General features: G+C 70.1%; 17 protein-coding genes. 5 read left to right on the top strand and 12 right to left on the bottom strand.

Going from position 1 to position 15669, the window contains the following annotated elements; genetic code table 11:
* A partial coding sequence (gene infA, locus V6D00_12430; protein HEY9899982.1) for a translation initiation factor IF-1 occupies nucleotides 1–214 on the top strand: 214 nt, incomplete at its 5' end.
* 3 nt (nucleotides 215–217) lie between these two features.
* On the opposite strand, the gene ftsY is transcribed toward infA, so the two are convergent.
* The 8 genes from ftsY to aroC all read right to left on the bottom strand — a co-directional run bounded on the left by ftsY (nucleotide 218) and on the right by aroC (nucleotide 7595).
* Nucleotides 218–1309, bottom strand: a complete 1092-nt coding sequence (ftsY, locus tag V6D00_12425) for a signal recognition particle-docking protein FtsY (protein ID HEY9899981.1) — start codon at nucleotides 1307–1309, stop codon at nucleotides 218–220.
* A 95-nt stretch (nucleotides 1310–1404) separates the two neighbouring features.
* Nucleotides 1405–2169: a transcription antitermination factor NusB gene (nusB, locus tag V6D00_12420; GenBank protein ID HEY9899980.1), complete on the bottom strand. Its 765-nt coding sequence runs from the start codon at nucleotides 2167–2169 to the stop codon at nucleotides 1405–1407.
* A 2-nt stretch (nucleotides 2170–2171) separates the two neighbouring features.
* The gene (accC, locus tag V6D00_12415) at nucleotides 2172–3518 is read right to left on the bottom strand and encodes an acetyl-CoA carboxylase biotin carboxylase subunit (protein HEY9899979.1); all 1347 of its coding nucleotides are present in this window, start codon (nucleotides 3516–3518) and stop codon (nucleotides 2172–2174) included.
* 4 nt (nucleotides 3519–3522) lie between these two features.
* On the bottom strand, nucleotides 3523–4011 hold the full coding sequence (accB, locus tag V6D00_12410) for an acetyl-CoA carboxylase biotin carboxyl carrier protein (GenBank protein HEY9899978.1): 489 nt from the start codon (nucleotides 4009–4011) through the stop codon (nucleotides 3523–3525).
* A gap of 100 nt (nucleotides 4012–4111) precedes the next feature.
* Nucleotides 4112–4669, bottom strand: a complete 558-nt coding sequence (efp, locus tag V6D00_12405; GenBank protein HEY9899977.1) for an elongation factor P — start codon at nucleotides 4667–4669, stop codon at nucleotides 4112–4114.
* 70 nt (nucleotides 4670–4739) lie between these two features.
* Nucleotides 4740–5858 (bottom strand): Xaa-Pro peptidase family protein, encoded by a 1119-nt coding sequence (locus tag V6D00_12400; protein ID HEY9899976.1) that lies wholly within the window; start codon nucleotides 5856–5858, stop codon nucleotides 4740–4742.
* Nucleotides 5859–5973: 115 nt separating this feature from the next.
* Nucleotides 5974–6414: a type II 3-dehydroquinate dehydratase gene (gene aroQ, locus V6D00_12395; GenBank protein ID HEY9899975.1), complete on the bottom strand. Its 441-nt coding sequence runs from the start codon at nucleotides 6412–6414 to the stop codon at nucleotides 5974–5976.
* The gene (aroC, locus tag V6D00_12390; protein HEY9899974.1) at nucleotides 6411–7595 is read right to left on the bottom strand and encodes a chorismate synthase; all 1185 of its coding nucleotides are present in this window, start codon (nucleotides 7593–7595) and stop codon (nucleotides 6411–6413) included. The genes aroQ and aroC overlap by 4 nt, the downstream gene beginning before the upstream one ends.
* Nucleotides 7596–7691: 96 nt before the next feature.
* On the opposite strand from aroC, the gene V6D00_12385 reads away from it, so the two are divergent.
* The gene (locus V6D00_12385) at nucleotides 7692–8846 is read left to right on the top strand and encodes a glycerate kinase (protein ID HEY9899973.1); all 1155 of its coding nucleotides are present in this window, start codon (nucleotides 7692–7694) and stop codon (nucleotides 8844–8846) included.
* Here V6D00_12385 and V6D00_12380 read toward each other — a convergent pair.
* The 3 genes from V6D00_12380 to V6D00_12370 are packed head-to-tail and all read right to left on the bottom strand — an operon-like array spanning nucleotide 8815 to nucleotide 11232.
* On the bottom strand, nucleotides 8815–9204 hold the full coding sequence (locus V6D00_12380) for a DUF1634 domain-containing protein (GenBank protein HEY9899972.1): 390 nt from the start codon (nucleotides 9202–9204) through the stop codon (nucleotides 8815–8817). The two genes, V6D00_12385 and V6D00_12380, sit on opposite strands and share 32 nt — an antisense overlap.
* Nucleotides 9197–10054 carry a sulfite exporter TauE/SafE family protein gene (locus tag V6D00_12375; protein HEY9899971.1) on the bottom strand — a complete coding sequence of 286 codons (858 nt, stop codon included), beginning with the start codon at nucleotides 10052–10054 and terminating at the stop codon, nucleotides 9197–9199. Before V6D00_12375 ends, V6D00_12380 begins: the two co-directional genes overlap by 8 nt.
* A 53-nt stretch (nucleotides 10055–10107) precedes the next feature.
* Nucleotides 10108–11232 carry a hypothetical protein gene (locus V6D00_12370; GenBank protein HEY9899970.1) on the bottom strand — a complete coding sequence of 375 codons (1125 nt, stop codon included), beginning with the start codon at nucleotides 11230–11232 and terminating at the stop codon, nucleotides 10108–10110.
* 157 nt (nucleotides 11233–11389) lie between these two features.
* On the opposite strand from V6D00_12370, the gene V6D00_12365 reads away from it, so the two are divergent.
* Entirely contained in the window at nucleotides 11390–11827 is a 438-nt protein-coding gene (locus V6D00_12365) for a MarR family transcriptional regulator (protein ID HEY9899969.1), read from the top strand.
* A 3-nt stretch (nucleotides 11828–11830) separates the two neighbouring features.
* Here the strand turns inward: V6D00_12365 and V6D00_12360 are convergent, their stop codons facing one another.
* On the bottom strand, nucleotides 11831–12325 hold the full coding sequence (locus tag V6D00_12360) for an LEA type 2 family protein (protein ID HEY9899968.1): 495 nt from the start codon (nucleotides 12323–12325) through the stop codon (nucleotides 11831–11833).
* A 132-nt stretch (nucleotides 12326–12457) separates the two neighbouring features.
* Here V6D00_12360 and V6D00_12355 point away from each other — a divergent pair, with 132 nt between their 5' ends.
* Nucleotides 12458–12955, top strand: coding sequence for a hypothetical protein (locus tag V6D00_12355; protein ID HEY9899967.1), 498 nt, complete (start codon nucleotides 12458–12460; stop codon nucleotides 12953–12955).
* Between the two features lie 67 nt (nucleotides 12956–13022).
* Nucleotides 13023–15668, top strand: a complete 2646-nt coding sequence (locus V6D00_12350; GenBank protein ID HEY9899966.1) for a cation-transporting P-type ATPase — start codon at nucleotides 13023–13025, stop codon at nucleotides 15666–15668.
* The last annotated feature ends 1 nt before the right edge of the window (nucleotide 15669 follow it).

Raw genomic sequence — 15669 nt, 5'->3', positions numbered from 1 at the left:
GGAAGATACCCTGGAGATGGAGGGCGTCGTGCTGGAGGCGCTGCCCAACACCATGTTCCGCGTGCAGCTCGAGAACGGGCACACCGTGCTCGCCCACATCTCGGGCAAGATGCGCAAGCACTTCATCAAGATCCTGATGGGGGACAAGGTCAAGGTGGAGCTGAGCCCCTACGACCTCAGCCGCGGGCGCATCACCTATAGGCACCGGAAATAAGGCTTACGCCTCGGGCTTGGCCTCTTCGCTGAAGAGCGCGTCCACGTAGACGCCCGCATCGAAGTCCTTGAGGTCCTCGACCTTCTCGCCGAGGCCCACCAGGCGCACGGGCAGGCCCAGCTGGCGCTTGATGCCGAAGACCACCCCGCCCTTGGCCGTGCCGTCCAGCTTGGTCAGGATGACGCCCGTGAGCTTCGTCGCCTCCTGGAAGACCTCGGCCTGGCGCAGGCCGTTCTGGCCGGTGGTCGCGTCGAGCACCAGCAGGGCCTCGACCGGGGCCTCGGGGGCCTCGCGCTCGATGATCCGGCGGATCTTCTCCAGCTCGGCCATGAGGTTGGACTTGTTGTGCAGGCGGCCCGCCGTGTCGATGAGAAGGGTGTCCACCCCGCGGGCCTTGGCCGCGCGGATGGCGTCGAAGACCACCGCCGCGGCGTCCCCGCCTTCCTTGTGCCGGATCAGGTCCACCCCCGAGCGCTCGGCCCAGATGGCGATCTGCTCGATGGCGGCCGCGCGGAAGGTGTCGGCGGCGGCGATCAGGACCTTGCGGCCCTCGATCTGGTAGCGGCGCGCGAGCTTGCCGAGGGTCGTCGTCTTGCCGACCCCGTTGACGCCCACCAGCATGATGATGTTCAGGGTGCCCGGGTGGTAGGGCAAGGGCGCGCTCTCGCCCAGCTGCTCGCGCAGGTAGGCCTCCAGCACGTCGCTGAGGTTCTCGGGGCTGACCTCGCCCACCTTGTGCTTGGCGCGGACGTGCGCGATCGCCCCTTCCGCCACAGCCAATCCCACGTCGCTCTCGAGCAGGATCTCCTCGAGCTCCTCGAGCATGTCCTCGTCGATCCGGGTCCAGCGGTTACCCAGCTTCTTGATGCGCGCGATGAAGCCGCTCTTGGTCTTCTCGAGCGCCTGGGACATGGCCTCGGTCTCGGCCACGAAGATGGGCTTGTTAAGGAAGTCCCAGGTCTTGGCCCAGATGCCTTTTTGCTCGGCCTCGGGGGCCTGCTCGGGCTCCGTGACGACCTGCTCAGGCGCCGCGGGCGGGGCCTCGAGAGGCTCTGGGGTGACGGGGGGCTGTTCGGGCTTGCGCTTGAACCACATGGGGGGTCTCCTCGGTGGGACTCGGAACGATTATATCCCCCCACCCCTAGCCCCGCCCCACCGGGGGGCGGGGAATATCTACTGGGGATATCTGCTTAGGCGCGGAGCTTGGCCGCGTCCTTGGCGAAGGCGCTGAGGACGCCGTTGACGAACTTGCCGGACTCCTCGGTGCCGTACTTCTTGGCGAGCTCGACGGCCTCGTTGATGGCGACCTCGACGGGCACCTCGGGGGCGTACTTCAGCTCGCCCAGCGCGATGCGCATCACGTCGCGGTCCAGGCTCGCCATGCGCTCGACCTTCCAGTTGGCCGCCGCCGTGCCGAGATCGCCGTCGATCTCGTCCTTGTGGGCATGATACTGCTCGATCAGCTTGAGCGCGAACGAGCGAACCGAGGTGGCGTCGGCCATGGCGGCCATGGCGGGCCACTCGAGCGCCCACGCGAGCAGATCGGCGGCTTCCTGCACCTGCTCGATGCCCGCGATCGCCTCGGGGATGGAGGTCTCGAGCAGACCCTGGGTCAGCTCGGGCATGGCCTCCTGCTCCTTGGCGCGGCGCCAGAACATGAGGGCCGTCTTCTCGATGGCGCCCGCGTCCAGCTCGTCGCCGCGGCCGCCGACGATGGCGCCGCGCGTCATCTCGTGGACCAGCTCGGGGCCGAACTCCTCGCTGTTGAGGCGGCTGAGCTCGTCGCGCACCCGCGCGAGCGTCGCGCAGGCGGAGTTGAGGTGCTCGCGGGCCTCGCTCGCGAGCATGGCGGCCGCGCGGCCCATCAGGTCGGCCAGTGCCGGCTTGGCGTCGGTCGGCTTGACCTGCGAGAGGGTGAGCAGCGCCAGTTCTCTGGCGACACGACGGGTATTCAAAACTAACCTCCGAGGATCCGCCGGGGCAGGAAGTTGGTGTAGACCTCCCCCTTGCGGAAGAATGCGTTATCCAGGATCTTCTGGTGGAGCGGGATGGTGGTCTTGACCCCGGTGATGGCGTACTCGCCGAGCGCGCGCTGCATGCGCGCGATCGCCTTGGGCCTGTCCTCGGCCCAGACGACGAGCTTGGCGACCATCGAGTCGTAGTACGGCGGGATGGTGTAGCCGGGGTAGACGTGGGAGTCGACGCGCACGCCGGGGCCGCCCGGCGTCAGGTAGGCCGTGATCGTGCCGGGGCTCGGGCGGAAGCCCTTGTCCGGGTCCTCCGCGTTGATGCGGCACTCGATGGCGTGACCCATCAGGCGCACGTCCTCCTGCTTGAGCGAGAGGGGGGCGCCCGCGGCGATGCGGATCTGCTCCTGGACGAGATCCACCCGCGAGATCAGCTCGGTGACCGGGTGCTCCACCTGGATGCGGGTGTTGATCTCCATGAAGTAGTAGTTGCCGTGCTTGTCGAGCAGGAACTCGACGGTGCCCACGCCCTCGTAGGCGAGCGCGGTCACGGCCTTGATGGCGTCCTTGCCCATCCTCTCGCGCAGCTCGGGGGTGAGCGACGGCGAGGGGGCCTCCTCGAGCAGCTTCTGGTGACGGCGCTGGACCGAGCAGTCGCGCTCGCCCAGGTGGATGGCGTTGCCGCGCTGGTCCATGATCACCTGGAACTCGATGTGGCGGGGCTCTTCCAGGTACTTCTCGAGGTAGACCGCGCCGTTGCCGAAGGAAGCGACCGCCTCCTGCTGCGCGAGATCCGCCTGCTCCTGGAACTGGCCGGGGTGCTGGACGATGCGCATGCCGCGCCCGCCGCCGCCCGCGGCCGCCTTGATGATGACGGGGAAGCCCATCTCCTCGGCCAGGCGCGTGGCCTCGGCCATGTCCTCGATGGGGCCGTCGGTGCCGGGCACCGTGGGCACCCCGGCGCGCTTCATGAGGTCCTTGGCGTTGATCTTGTCGCCCATTCCCTCGATGACGTCGGCGCTGGGCCCGATGAACTTGATGCCGTGGTCCTGGCAGATCTGGGCGAAGCGCGCGTTCTCGGCCAGGAAGCCGTAGCCCGGGTGGATGGCCTCGGCGCCCGAGACGACGGCCGCCGAGATGATGTTCGGGATGTTGAGGTAGCTCTGGGGCGACTGGGCCGGGCCGATGCAGTAGGCCTCGTCCGCGAGCTTGACCGGCAGGCTGTCGCGGTCGGCCTCGCTGTAGACGACGACCGTCTTGATGCCGAGCTCCTCGCAGGCGCGCAGGACGCGCAGGGCGATCTCGCCGCGGTTGGCGATCAGGATCTTGCGAAACACGGGGCTACTCGATCTCGAACAGGGGCTGCCCGAACTCGACGGGCTCGCCGTTCTTGACCAGGACCTTGGAGACGGTGCCCGCGACCTCGGTCTCGATCTCGTTCATCAGCTTCATGGCCTCGATGATGCACATCACCTGGCCGGCCTCGACGCGATCGCCGACCGAGGCGTAGGGCTTGGCGTCGGGCGAGGGCGCGCTGTAGAAGGTCCCGACCATGGGCGACTTGACCACGTGGCGCGCGACCGAGGGGGCCGCTTCGACCGGGGCCGCAAGAGCGGCAGGGGCCGGGGCGGGCGCGGGGGCCGCGGCCACGACCGGAGCCGCCACGGGAGCCTGGGCCACCTGGACGGGGGCTGCGATCACCGCGGGCTGCGGGGCGACGGCCTTCTTGAGCTGCAAGCGAACGCTGCCGCTCTCGAGGGTGAGCTCCCCGATGGACGAGGAATCAACGAGTTCGATGAGGGAGCGGATGTCGGAGATGCCGAGTTCCAACGGGGGGCCTCCTTGGTAGTGGATGGGCGGTGGCCGAAGACGAAGCCGTCTTGCCCGGACACGGGCCTGGCCACCGCCGACGACGAGCGGAGCGAAAGCGTTAAACTCGGTCGAGGTACTCGCCGGTGCGGGTGTCGACGCGGATCTTGTCGCCCTGGTTGACGAAGAAGGGCACCTGAACGACGGCGCCGCCCTCGAGGGTCGCGGGCTTGCCGCCGCCCGAGGCGGTGTCGCCCTTGACGCCGGGGGGGGTGTCGATGATCTCGAGCTCGACGAAGTTGGGGATGCTCACGCCCATGATCGCGCCCTGGAAGTACAGGATCTCGACCTGCATGCCTTCCTTGAGCCACTTGGCGGAGTCGCCGAGCTTGTCGCGGCTGAGCTCGACCTGGTCGTAGGTCTCGTTGTCCATGAAGTTGAAGTCGTCACCAGTCACGTACATGTACTGGTATTCCTTCTTCTCCATGTTCGCCTTGGCGATCTTCTCGCCGGCGCGGAAGGTGACTTCGTTGGTGTTGCCGGTCTTGATGTTCTTGAGCTTGGTACGCACGAAGGCTGCGCCCTTGCCGGGCTTGACGTGCTGGAAATCCACGACGGTGTAGGCGACACCGTCCATCTCGATGGTCGTGCCGGGGCGCAGGTCGTTCGACGAGATCATACTTGGGGATTCCTCGTGATGCGTATGACGCGGGGGGAGACGGCGTCGATGCTGGGGGCAAGGACGAAATTCAGTCCAATGATAGCACACCCGTAACCCCGCTCGCTCGGGGCCCTCGGGTCAGGACCTCGCAGCCTTTCGGGGTGACGAGGATCGTCTCCTCGAGCCGGACACCTCCCCACCCTTCCAGGTAGACGCCGGGCTCCACGGCGATCGCCATTCCCGCGGCAAGAACTCCCTGCTCGCCGGGGACGAGCCACGGCTCTTCGTGGACCTCGAGGCCGATCCCGTGGCCCAGGCCGTGGACGAAGGCCTCGCCCAGCCCGTGCTCGGCGAGCGCGGATCGGGCGATCGCATCCAGCTCGCCGAGCACCGCCCCGGGGCGGATCGCCGCGATCACCTTCTCGAGGGCCTCGCGCACGGCGCCCTCGATCGCTTCGAAGCGCCTGCTCTTGCCCCCCGGCATGACGGTGCGACTCATGTCCGCCTTGTAGCCATGGTAGGACGCCCCGCAGTCGATGAGCAGCATCTCGCCCTTGCCCACGGCGCGCGGGCTGACGCGGGCGTGGATCAGGGCCGAGCGCGCCCCGCTCGCGACCAGGGTGTCGAAGGCGGCCCCCTCGAGGCTCGTCTCGCGGAACCGGGCCTCGAGCCGGGCTGCGATCGAGGCCTCGGTGTCGTCGGGGCGCAGCTCGGCGAGGACCGTCTCGAGGGCCTCGCGGGTCAGGCGGCTCGCGGTGCGCAGGGCCTCGATCTCGTGGGCGTCCTTGACGAGGCGCAGAGCCTCGACCTGGCCGCCGGCGGGGACGAGCCGCGCGGCCTTGCCCAGCCGGACCTCGAGCCTGCCGTGGTCCCAGAAGGTGAGGTGACCGCTCTCGAAGCCCACGCGCCGGGCCCCCGAGAGCAGGATCGCCTCGACGGTGGCGTCCTCGAAGCCCGCCCCGTGGGACTGGACGGGGGTGCAGCCCGGCGCCTCGCGTGCGGCCTGCCGATAGTACCGGAAGTCCACCACGAGCAGGCATGCATGGCGGGTGACGACGAGCTGCGCGGCGGTACCGGTGAAGCCCGTCAGGTAGCGGATGTTGGGGAGATGGGTGACGAGCAGCGCATCCAGGTCCTGCGCGTCGAAGAGCCGGCGCAGCGCCGACAGGCGGCGCGACTGGGGGGGCGTCGTGGGGCGTGTCGCCATGCGGCCCTCCTGAAGGGCCACCTCTCTGTGGCTTCAGGATAGCCCCCGGGCCAGGGCTCCAGGAACGTCCGTTTGGCCGAAGATGCTCTTAAGCGGGCAAGCGCGAGCGCCGGAATCAGGGTTCGAGCAGGCGGTGCATGGCGCGCAGGCCCAGCCGGTAGCTCTCGGCGCCGAAGCCCGTGATCACGCCCTTGGCGATCCCCGAGACGAAGGAATGGCGCCGGAACTCCTCGCGGGCATGGGTGTTGGACATGTGGACCTCGACCACGGGCAGGCCGGCTCCGGCGAGCGCGTCGCGCAGGCTGACGCTGGTGTGGGTCAGGCCTCCCGGGTTGATGACGATGCCCGAGTAGCCCTCGTGCGGGGCGGCCTGGATCCAGTCGATGAGGAAGCCCTCGTGGTTGGACTGGCGGCAGGTGATGCTCACGCCCAGCTCGGCGGCGAGCGCCTCGAGGCCGCGGTCGATCTGGGCGAGGGTGGTGGTGCCGTAGATGGCGGGCTCGCGCGCGCCGAGCATGTTGAGGTTGGGGCCGTGGAGGACGAGGATCTTGGTCATCGGCGGTTGGTCTCTTGGAAGAGGGTGCGGAAGTGGTCCCGGGTCTCGGACAGGGAGTCCCCGCCGAGCTTGTCGAGCAGGGCGCAGGCGAGCGTCCAGCGGACCATGGCCTCGGCGACGACGCCGGCGGCGGGGACCGCGCAGACGTCCGAGCGCTCGAAGTGGGCCTCGACGGCCTCGCCGGTGTCCAGGTGGACGCTCGGCAAGGGGTGGATGAGGGTCGGGATGGGCTTCATGGCCAGGCGCAGGACGAGCGGCTGAGCGCTGGTGACCCCGCCCTCCAGGCCGCCGGCGCGGTTGGTCTTTCGCTCGAAGCCGGGGTAGAAGGGGTCGTGGACCTGCGAGCCGGGGCGCCTGGCGGCCTCGAACCCGAGGCCCACCTCCACCCCCTTGACCGCGGGGATGCTCATGAGGGCCTGGGCCAGGAGGCCGTCGAGCCGGCGATCCCAATGGGCGTAGCTGCCGAGCCCCACGGGCAGGCCGGTGGCGACCACCTCGATCACGCCGCCCAGGGTGTCGCCCGCCGAGCGGGTCCGGTCGATCAGCTCGACCATTCGCGCGCTCGCCTCGGGATCCGCGCAGCGCACCGGCGAGGTCTCCGTCGCCTCGATCAGGGCGTCGAGGGAGTCGGGGTCGAGGCGCTCCCGGTCGGCCGCGACGGTGCCGATCTCGACCACGTGCGAGGCGACCCGGATGCCGAACTCACCGAGGAGCACTCCCGCGAGGGCTCCGACCATGACCCGGGCGGTCGTCTCCCGGGCGCTCGAGCGCTCGAGCACGTCGCGCACGTCGTCGAGGCGGTACTTGCGGGCGCCGGGGTAGTCGGCGTGGCCGGGGCGGACCTTGGTGATGCGCTTGGCCGCGATCGCCTCGAGTCGCGCCGCGTCGGAAGGATCGACCGGGGAGGCGTCCATGGCGAGCTTCCAGTTGGCGTGGTCCCGGTTGGGCACCTGCATGGTGATAGGGGCGCCGGTGGTCAGGCCGTTTCGGACCCCCGAGAGGAAGGTGACGCGGTCCTGCTCGATCTTCATGCGCTGGCCCCGGCCGTAGCCGCCCTGGCGGCGCCCCAGCTCGCGGTCGATGGGCTCCGGGGTGAGCGGCACGCCCGCGGGGTAGCCCTCGACCACGGCGAGCTGGATGGGGCCGTGGGATTCTCCGGCGGTGAGGAAGCGCATGGGCATGGGGGCCTCCGTTCAAGGACTGCGATCGCGATGGTAACAGACGCCCGCTTTGCATACAATAAGGCCGCATCGCCCGCAACTCGCAGGGAGGACCCCATGCCCGACGTCGTGCTCGTGGCCCCCGACACCTTCAAGGGCAGCCTCTCGGCGCGCGAGGCCGCGGGCGCCATGGCGCGGGGCTGGCGTAGCGTCCGCCCGCAGGACGAGATCCACGAGCTTCCCCTCTCGGACGGCGGCGAGGGGGTCGTCGAGACCCTGGTGGCGGCGACCGGGGGGAGCGTCGGCTGGGCCCGTGTCACCGACGCCCTGGGCCGCCCCCTGCGCGCCCCCTACGCTCGACTGGCGGACGGCAAGACGGTGGTGGTCGAGCTCTCGGCGGCAGCGGGCCTGGTGCAGGTGCCCGTCGAGCTCCGGAACCCCTTGCTCACCACCACGCGGGGGGTGGGAAAGCTCATCGCGGCGGCATGGGACGAGGCGCCCTTCGCTCGTCTCATCCTCGCGCTCGGGGGCAGCGCCACGGTGGATGCCGGGGTCGGCCTGCTGCAGGCCCTGGGCGTGCGCTTCCTCGACGCTGGCGGTGTCGAGCTGCCGCCGGGCGGTGGCGCCCTCTCGCGCCTCGCGGCCATCGACGCGAGCGCGGCGCATCCGGTGCTGGGCGCGGCGCGGATCGAGCTTGCGGTGGATGTCTCCAACCCGCTCCTGGGTCCGCGCGGGGCGGCCCCGGTCTACGCGCCCCAGAAGGGAGCGTCCGTCGAGCAGGTTCGAGTGCTGGAAGCGGCGCTTGCGCGGGTGGCCGAGGTGCTTGAACGCCAGTTCGGCGTGCGGGTTCACGAGCGGCCGGGCACGGGATCAGCAGGCGGCGTGCCGGCGACGCTGGTTGCGATCGCGAGGGCCTCCGTGCGCCCGGGCTTCGACCTCATCGCCGAGGCGGTCGGCCTGGATGAAGCCCTCGAAGGGGCGAGCCTCGTGATCACGGGCGAGGGGAGCCTGGATGCGCAGTCCTTCGAGGGCAAGGTGGTGGGTCGCCTCGCCGAGCGCTGCCGGGCGCGGGGGATCCCGCTCTTCGCGATCGCGGGCGTCCTCACCCCCGAGGGCGAGGCGCTGCTGGCGAAGGCGGGAGGAGCCGCCTTGCCGCTGGTGGCGGGCCCCATCTCGCTCGAGGCGGCGATGGCGAAGGCGGAGGGGCTGCTCGAGGCGGCCGCTTCACGCCTGGCACGGTTTACTCGTGGGCACCCAGCGCCATCCCGATGAGGAGCATGGCGAGCACGAAGGTGCAGATGAGCGTGTAGAGCCAGTCCCGCTGCTTGATGAACAGCACCAGCGAGGTCACGACCCTCAGCGTGGGGGTGAGGATCAGAAGCAGGATGCCGAGGCCCATCAGGGCGATGGGGTCGCCGGCCTGAATGCCGTGGATCAGCTGCGGCAGGGTGTGCGGCACCGCCGCGGGGTTCACCCGGCTCAGGTCCACCTCGGGGCGGGGGTGGCCCGCCAGGCGCATGGCCCAGGACCAGCCGAGCCCCGCGAAGATGATCGCGGCGCTCAGGTAGACGCCGAACGCGAGCAGCCTCGCGAGCGCATGCTCCATGGGGTGCTCGCCGGGCCTAGCCATGCCACCCTCCAAACAGCCCCGAGAGGCCGCGCCACATCATCTGGAGGGCGGCGAACACCACCACGACCACGAAGATCTGGCGCAGGCGCTCGCTCTTCATCCGCACCAGGAGCTTGGCGCCCAGCATGGAGCCCGTGAGCACGCCGAGCGCCACGGGAGCTGCCAGGTACGGGTTGATGTCGCCCCGGAAGAAGTAGACGCCGGCCGAGGCGGCCCCCGTCACGCCGATCATGAAGTTGGAGGTGGTGCTCGACACCTTGAGGGGCAGCTTCATGAACAGGTCCATGGCGAGCACCTTGAAGACCCCGCTGCCGATCCCCAGCAGCCCCGAGAGGGCGCCTGCGATCCCCATGACGCCGAGGCTCGGCCAGACGCCGCTCACCCCGTATTCGACGTGCCGCTCGAGCGCGGGGTCGTAGTAGGAGCTCGCGAGCTTGAGGCGCTCGGCTGCGGGGCTGGAGACGAGGGGGGGCGTTTCCTGGTGCCGCGCCTGGAGCATCTGGTAGGCCGAGTAGGTGAGCACCAGGCCGAAGACCAGGGCCAGGACCGAGGCGGGGGCGAAGCCCGCGATCGTCGCGCCGACCAGGGCGCCCGTGGTGGTGCCGACCTCGAGGAACATGCCGATCCGGACGTTGGTGATCCGGTCCTTGAGGTAGGCGATCGCGGCCCCGCTCGAGGTCGCGATGACCGAGACGAGGCTCGCGCCGATGGCCAGGCGGATGTCGACGTGCATGACGATGGCCAGGAAGGGCACGAGGATCATGCCGCCGCCGATCCCGAGCAGGGCGCCGAGCAGGCCGGCGATGAGCGAGGCCGCGAGCACGGCCAGCGTGAAGAGAAGAGGGTCCATGCCCCCATTCTAGCGCAAAGCGCTCAGAGGTTCGTCGGCTCCAGCCGCCCGGCTCAGTTGAAGAGGCCGACGAAGAAGCCCATGAGGTCCCTGCCGACGTCCTTCACCTTGTCCAGGGCCTTGTCCACGTAGGGCTCGGCCTTCTCCGCGACGGCCTTGCCGAAGCCGCCCTCCTTGAGGAAGGCCTCGGGCATGATCGGGTCGAAGGCCACCGCGCCGCGCTGCATGATGATCGCCCGCGCCTTGAAGGGGATGCTCCCCTCTTCCAGGTGCCTGGCGTTCGTCACGTTGCTCTGGAAGGCGTCCCAGGTGAGGGTGTGCGGGACGGTCTTGCCGTTGAACTCCGCCTGGCCGTCACCGCGGATCTGGAGGCCCTTGGTCGGGATCGACTCGTTCTTGCCGAGCGGCGATGCGGCATGGCTGCCGAGGCAGACCTGGACGATGGGCTTGCCCTGCTCGTCCTTCTTGAGGTCGTCCCACCTGGTGAGCACCCCGCCGTGATGCCACGAGGTGTAGAGGTACTCGGGCTTGAGCTCGCCGTTCTTGTCCGGCTTCAGGTAGACCTGGGCGTGACTCCAGTCCTTGTTGTGGTAATCACCGGCCTTGTTGGTCGGGTAGTAGAAGCTGTAGGAGAGGATCGTGTACTCGCCCTTCTTGGTGACGGCGAAGCCGCCGCTGAGCGCCTGCTTGTTGCCGATCACGCCGTCCTTGTAGGCGCCGTCCTTGCCGCCCAGCTTGCCTGGGGCGTCGTTCTCGAGGTTGGCGTCGCCGTCGAAGGAGGGGGAGACGGGCAGCGAGTCCTCGCCGGGCTGGAAGATGAAGCGCGGGGCGAACTCGAGGGGATCCCACCGGGCGCTTGCGTCTGCCGTGCCTCCGGGGCGCTCGACGTTCTCCACCTTGGGGTCCGCGGTTCCATCGAAGCGCACCCCCGCCTCGATGGGCCGGTCGTAGCGCGCGCGGTACTCGCTCAGCCGGGACGACTTGTCCAGGACACCCAGGGGGATGCCGGGCCCCACGAGCAGATCGGGCGTCTCGGCGGCGACTCGCACCTTGTCGAGCTTGGCCTTGTACTCGCGCTCCTTGGCGACGCGCGTCTCGCCCGTCTCGAGGGCCGGGGCCTTGTCGTTCGAGAGGGCGTTCGGGACCAGGTTCTTGATGTTGCGAAAGGAGATGTTCATGCGATCGCTCCCTGGAGGATGCTTCCTCGGTTACTAGGAACCATACCCGCAGGGGCGCGAAAACTTGCCTGGCGCTTCACCTCGGGTCCCTGGCCACGGTGCAGGGCTTCTCTTAAGATGAGGGGGCGATCGCGTGGATGAAAGGGAAGGCCTCGGCATGTCGATGACTCAACACCAGGCGGAAGTGCTGGAAGTGCCGCTGAGCAAGGTCCTCCGCTTTCTGGGGCAGTGCCGGGCGGAGGCCACCAAGGCGCGCGCGCTCACCCCCTCGCAGCTCGGCGTCCTGCGCCTGCTGAACATGGGCGGCGAGTGTCGCATGAGCGACGTCGCGGCGGCGATGGCCCTCTCCAACAGCGCCTGCACCGCCATGGCCGACCAGCTCGAGAAGCGCGGCCTGGTGCGCAGGCGGACGGATCCCGAGGACCGGCGCTCCGTCCAGGTGGCGATCACCCCCGAGGGGAGAGCCATGCTGCAGGCGATGCTCGCCGAGATTCACGGGGCCCTGGCCGAGCGCCTGGATCGCCTGAACGCCGCGGATCGCGTGAGGGTCATCGAGGGCTTCGAGGCCCTCGCGCGCGTCATCGACGAGGGCTGAAGCCTAGAACGTGGCGGTGTGCTCGACCTCGAAGGGGTAGTCGAGGCGCCCGAGGGGCGTCGAGACGTGAGAGATCCCCTTGATCCGGAACTGCGCCCGGCGCGCCAGGATGGCCTGGAGGGTCGGCTCGGGCAGGCCCGCGTAGGGCACGGCCACCGGCAAGGGCAGCTCCTTGGAGCCGCCGGCCTCCACCGAGAAGTCCTCGGTCATGGCGCCCGCGCCGACCTGGTGACCCTCCATGTACACCTCGTAGTCGAGCCGGTCCAGGCGCGCGGTCACGGCGTTGGGGTTCTTGACCTTGAGGATCACCCGCAGATCGGCCTTGGCGTTCGGGGTGACGACGGGGACGTCCATGTGCTGCAGCTCGACGCGCTCGAACGAGAACTCGGCCTTGGTGATCGCCTGCCGCTCGGTGATGAAGTCGCTCAGGCCCGAGCAGCCCGCCAGGGCGGTGGTCACGAGCATGCCGCTCATCAGGATGGGGGTTGCCAATCGCATGCGGGCGCTCCTTTTCGATGCGGGCCGGTCATCCCATGGACGGACGCGGCGGTGCCTCGGTTCCATCTTCCCAGTTTTTTCACGCTCGCGCGCTACGCTGGGGTCGCGACGTCATTAAGAGGAGATGGAACCATGACCGAGAAGTTGTCGAAGTGGCTGGGGACTCACCTGCGCGAGCTGGTGATCGGCGGCGTCGCCGCCGGGTTCGCGATGGTGATGATCGAGCTGTTGATGATGCACCACGACGAGGGCAAGCAGCTGATCGCCATCGCCGGAACCGGCGTGGGGGCGGTCCTGGCCCTGGTGGGGATCAAGGCCCAGGGCAAGGCGCGCACGGCCCTTGCGGCCGGCCTTGTGGCGGTCGCCTTCACCGGCGTGGTGGGGACCTACTTCCACCTCTTCCACCACGAGGACGAGGAGGAGCACGCCGCGGTGACGCGCCTGGCGCGCTGGGTCGACGGCCAGACGGCCGCGCACGCCGAGGAGGAGGACGAGGAGAAGAGGGGCGAGAACGGCGAGAACGGCGAGAAGGGCGAGGAAGAGGAGCACCTCCCTCCCCTCGCGCCGCTCAGCGTCAGCGGACTGGGGGTGCTCGGCGCCCTCGGGGTGCTCGCCCGCCGTCAGGACTAGCCGGCAGGGGGCCATTGTCCGTGTGGGATAATGGCCCCGGTTCGGTGGTTCGAAATAGGAGGACGGCATGGATTCTCCTGCCCCCCCCTGGCATGTCCTGACCCCCGAGGCGGCGGCCCACCGCCTGGACGTCCAGCCGGATCGCGGCCTGGACGCGGCCCAGGTCGCCGAGCGGCTGGGGCGCTTCGGCCCCAACGCCCTGCCGCGCGTGGAGCCGCCGTCGCTCCTGACTCTCGCCCTGCGCCAGGTCACGAACTTCATCGTCCTGCTGCTTTCGGCGGCGGCGGTGATCTCGTGGCTGCTGGGCGAGGCGGCGGACGCGCTGGCGATCCTCGCCGCTTTGGTCCTCAACGCGGTGGTCGGCTTCGTCATGGATTACCAGGCCGAGCGCGACATCGCCTCGATCCAGGCCCTCACCGCCCCGAGGGCGCGGGTGCGCCGCGCAGGCAACGTCCTCGAGATCGACAGCGAGCAGCTGGTGCCGGGCGACGTGGTCCTCATCGAGGCGGGCGATCGCATCCCCGCCGACGGCCGCATCCTGGCGGGCTCCTTCTCGGCCGACGAGTCGCTCTTGACCGGGGAGTCTGCGGCGGTCGCCAAGCAGGCGCCTCCCCTCCCGGCCGAGACCCTGTCCCTCTCCGAGCGCCGCAACGAGGCCTTCGCCGGGACCATGGTCACGATCGGCAGCGGCACCCTCCTGGTCACGGCCACCGGCCCTCGCTCGGAGGTCGGCAAGATCGGGCGCCTGCTGAGCGAGACCGCGCGGCCCACCATCCCCCTCACCGAGCGCCTCGACGTGCTGGGGCGCTATCTGGTCTGGACGGTGGCGGCGGTGGCCGCCGTGATCGTCACGCTCGGCCTCTGGCAAAAGCAGCCGTTCTGGCCCCTGCTCGAGACCGCCGTGGTCCTCGCGATCGCGGCCATCCCCGAGGGCCTGCCGACGGTGGCGACCCTGGCGCTGGCCGCGGGTGCCGACCGCCTGGCCAGGCAGGGCCTGCGCCTTCGCCAGATCGGGGCCCTCGAGGCCCTCGGCAGCGTCACCTCGCTCTGCCTCGACAAGACCGGGACCCTGACGGCAAACGCCATGACCGTCCAGGAGGTGCGCCTCGATGGCCACGTCATCCGGGTCACCGGCGAGGGCTGGACCCCTTCGGGGACCTTCGCGGAGGACGGTCGGCCGCCGAGCGAGCGCCTCGTGTCCCGCCTTCAGGAGGTACTGCGAGCGGCCCAGCGCTGCAACGACGCGACCCTCGAGGCCCACGACACCGGCTGGCACATTCACGGGGACCCCAGCGAGGGGGCCCTCCTGGTGGCGGCTGCGAAGGCCGGGCTTTCGGACGACCGCGCGCAGCTGGGCCGCCTGGCGACGATCCCCGCCGGCCGGGACCATCCGTGGATGCTCGTGGCTTATCCTGACGCGGACGGGGTCGCGATCGTCGTGAAGGGGGCCCCCGAGCAGGTGCTCGCGCGCTGCCTCACCGTCCGGACCGAGGAGGGGAGCCGGGCGCTCGATGAGGCGGAGCGCGAGAAGTGGCTGCGGGCGAACCGGGAGCTGGCCGATCGGGCCCTGAGGGTCTTCGGGGTCGCCACCGGCCGACGAACAGGCGACTGGCGCGCGCAGGGGCTCGAGGAGGGCTGGGAGTGGCTTGGCCTGGTCGGGATGGCCGACCCGCCCCGATCCGGGGTCGCCGGGGCCCTGGCCATGGCCCACCGGGCGGGGGTCCGCACGGTGATGATCACGGGCGACCAGCCGGCAACGGCCCTTGCGATCGCCCGCAAGCTGGACATGGCCGCCGGCCAGGAGCCCCGGGTGGTGGTCGGATCGCAGGCGCCCGACCCCGGCGTCACGGTCTACGCCCGCGCGACGCCCGAGGGCAAGTACGCCCTGGTCCAGGCCCTCCAGGCCGCAGGAGAACAGGTGGTCATGACCGGCGACGGCGTCAACGACGCCCCGGCCCTGCGGGCGGCCGCGGTCGGAGTCGCCATGGGCCAGGGCACCGACGTGGCGCGGGACGCCGCGACCGCCATCCTCGTGGACGAGCGGCTCGAGACCCTCCTGGCCGGCATCAGGGAGGGGCGCGGCGCCTTCCTGAACATCCAGAAGGCCGTCGACTTCCTCCTGACCTGCTCGATCACCACCATGCTGACCGTCCTGCTGACGACCGCCGCGGGCTACCCGCTGCCGCTCTTGCCCTTGCAGATCCTGTACCTGAACATCCTGACCCACACCTTCCCGGCCCTGGGCCTGGCCATGGAGCCTGCGAGCCCCGGGGTGATGGATCGCCCCCCTCTTCCTCGCAAGGCCATGCTGCTCCCCCCGGAGCGGCTCGGATCCATCCTGTGGCACGGGGTGGTCATCGCGGCGGCCACCCTCGCGATGGGGGCGTGGGGCTGGACGCACGACGGGCCTTCCCACGGCCGCACCCTGATCTTCGCCACCCTCGCGACCTCCCTGATGCTCCACACCTTCGCCGATCGCTCGCCCATGCCTTTCGTGGGCTGGGTCCGGGGCCTGAGCTGGCCGATCCTGTCGTTCGTCGGGCTCGCGATCGCCCTGCAACTGACCGCGCTCGGGTGGGCCCCCCTGCGGGGGCTGCTCCAGATGACCCCGCTGGCGCCGGACGACTGGGTGGGGGTCCTGGTGGCCGCCGCCGCCACGGCGGTGGCCGTCGAGGTGAGCAAGTGGGCCTTCCCCCCGGAGAGGGCGAGGTAGC

The sequence above is a fragment of the Pantanalinema sp. genome (assembly GCA_036704125.1).
GTDB lineage: Bacteria > Cyanobacteriota > Sericytochromatia > S15B-MN24 > UBA4093 > JAGIBK01.
Note: the sequence above shows the minus strand (reverse complement) of the source record. Positions and strands in the feature narration are given on the sequence as shown.

Excerpts from the sequence above, each read along its gene's own strand:
- ftsY (HEY9899981.1), bottom strand. The coding sequence starts at position 1,309 with ATGTGGTTCAAGCGCAAGCCCGAACAGCCCCCCGTCACCCCAGAGCCT.
- efp (HEY9899977.1), bottom strand. The coding sequence starts at position 4,669 with ATGATCTCGTCGAACGACCTGCGCCCCGGCACGACCATCGAGATGGAC.
- V6D00_12400 (HEY9899976.1), bottom strand. The coding sequence starts at position 5,858 with ATGGCGACACGCCCCACGACGCCCCCCCAGTCGCGCCGCCTGTCGGCG.
- aroQ (HEY9899975.1), bottom strand. The coding sequence starts at position 6,414 with ATGACCAAGATCCTCGTCCTCCACGGCCCCAACCTCAACATGCTCGGC.
- aroC (HEY9899974.1), bottom strand. The coding sequence starts at position 7,595 with ATGCCCATGCGCTTCCTCACCGCCGGAGAATCCCACGGCCCCATCCAG.
- V6D00_12385 (HEY9899973.1), top strand. The coding sequence starts at position 7,692 with ATGCCCGACGTCGTGCTCGTGGCCCCCGACACCTTCAAGGGCAGCCTC.
- V6D00_12380 (HEY9899972.1), bottom strand. The coding sequence starts at position 9,204 with ATGGCTAGGCCCGGCGAGCACCCCATGGAGCATGCGCTCGCGAGGCTG.
- V6D00_12375 (HEY9899971.1), bottom strand. The coding sequence starts at position 10,054 with ATGGACCCTCTTCTCTTCACGCTGGCCGTGCTCGCGGCCTCGCTCATC.
- V6D00_12370 (HEY9899970.1), bottom strand. The coding sequence starts at position 11,232 with ATGAACATCTCCTTTCGCAACATCAAGAACCTGGTCCCGAACGCCCTC.
- V6D00_12365 (HEY9899969.1), top strand. The coding sequence starts at position 11,390 with ATGTCGATGACTCAACACCAGGCGGAAGTGCTGGAAGTGCCGCTGAGC.
- V6D00_12360 (HEY9899968.1), bottom strand. The coding sequence starts at position 12,325 with ATGCGATTGGCAACCCCCATCCTGATGAGCGGCATGCTCGTGACCACC.
- V6D00_12355 (HEY9899967.1), top strand. The coding sequence starts at position 12,458 with ATGACCGAGAAGTTGTCGAAGTGGCTGGGGACTCACCTGCGCGAGCTG.
- V6D00_12350 (HEY9899966.1), top strand. The coding sequence starts at position 13,023 with ATGGATTCTCCTGCCCCCCCCTGGCATGTCCTGACCCCCGAGGCGGCG.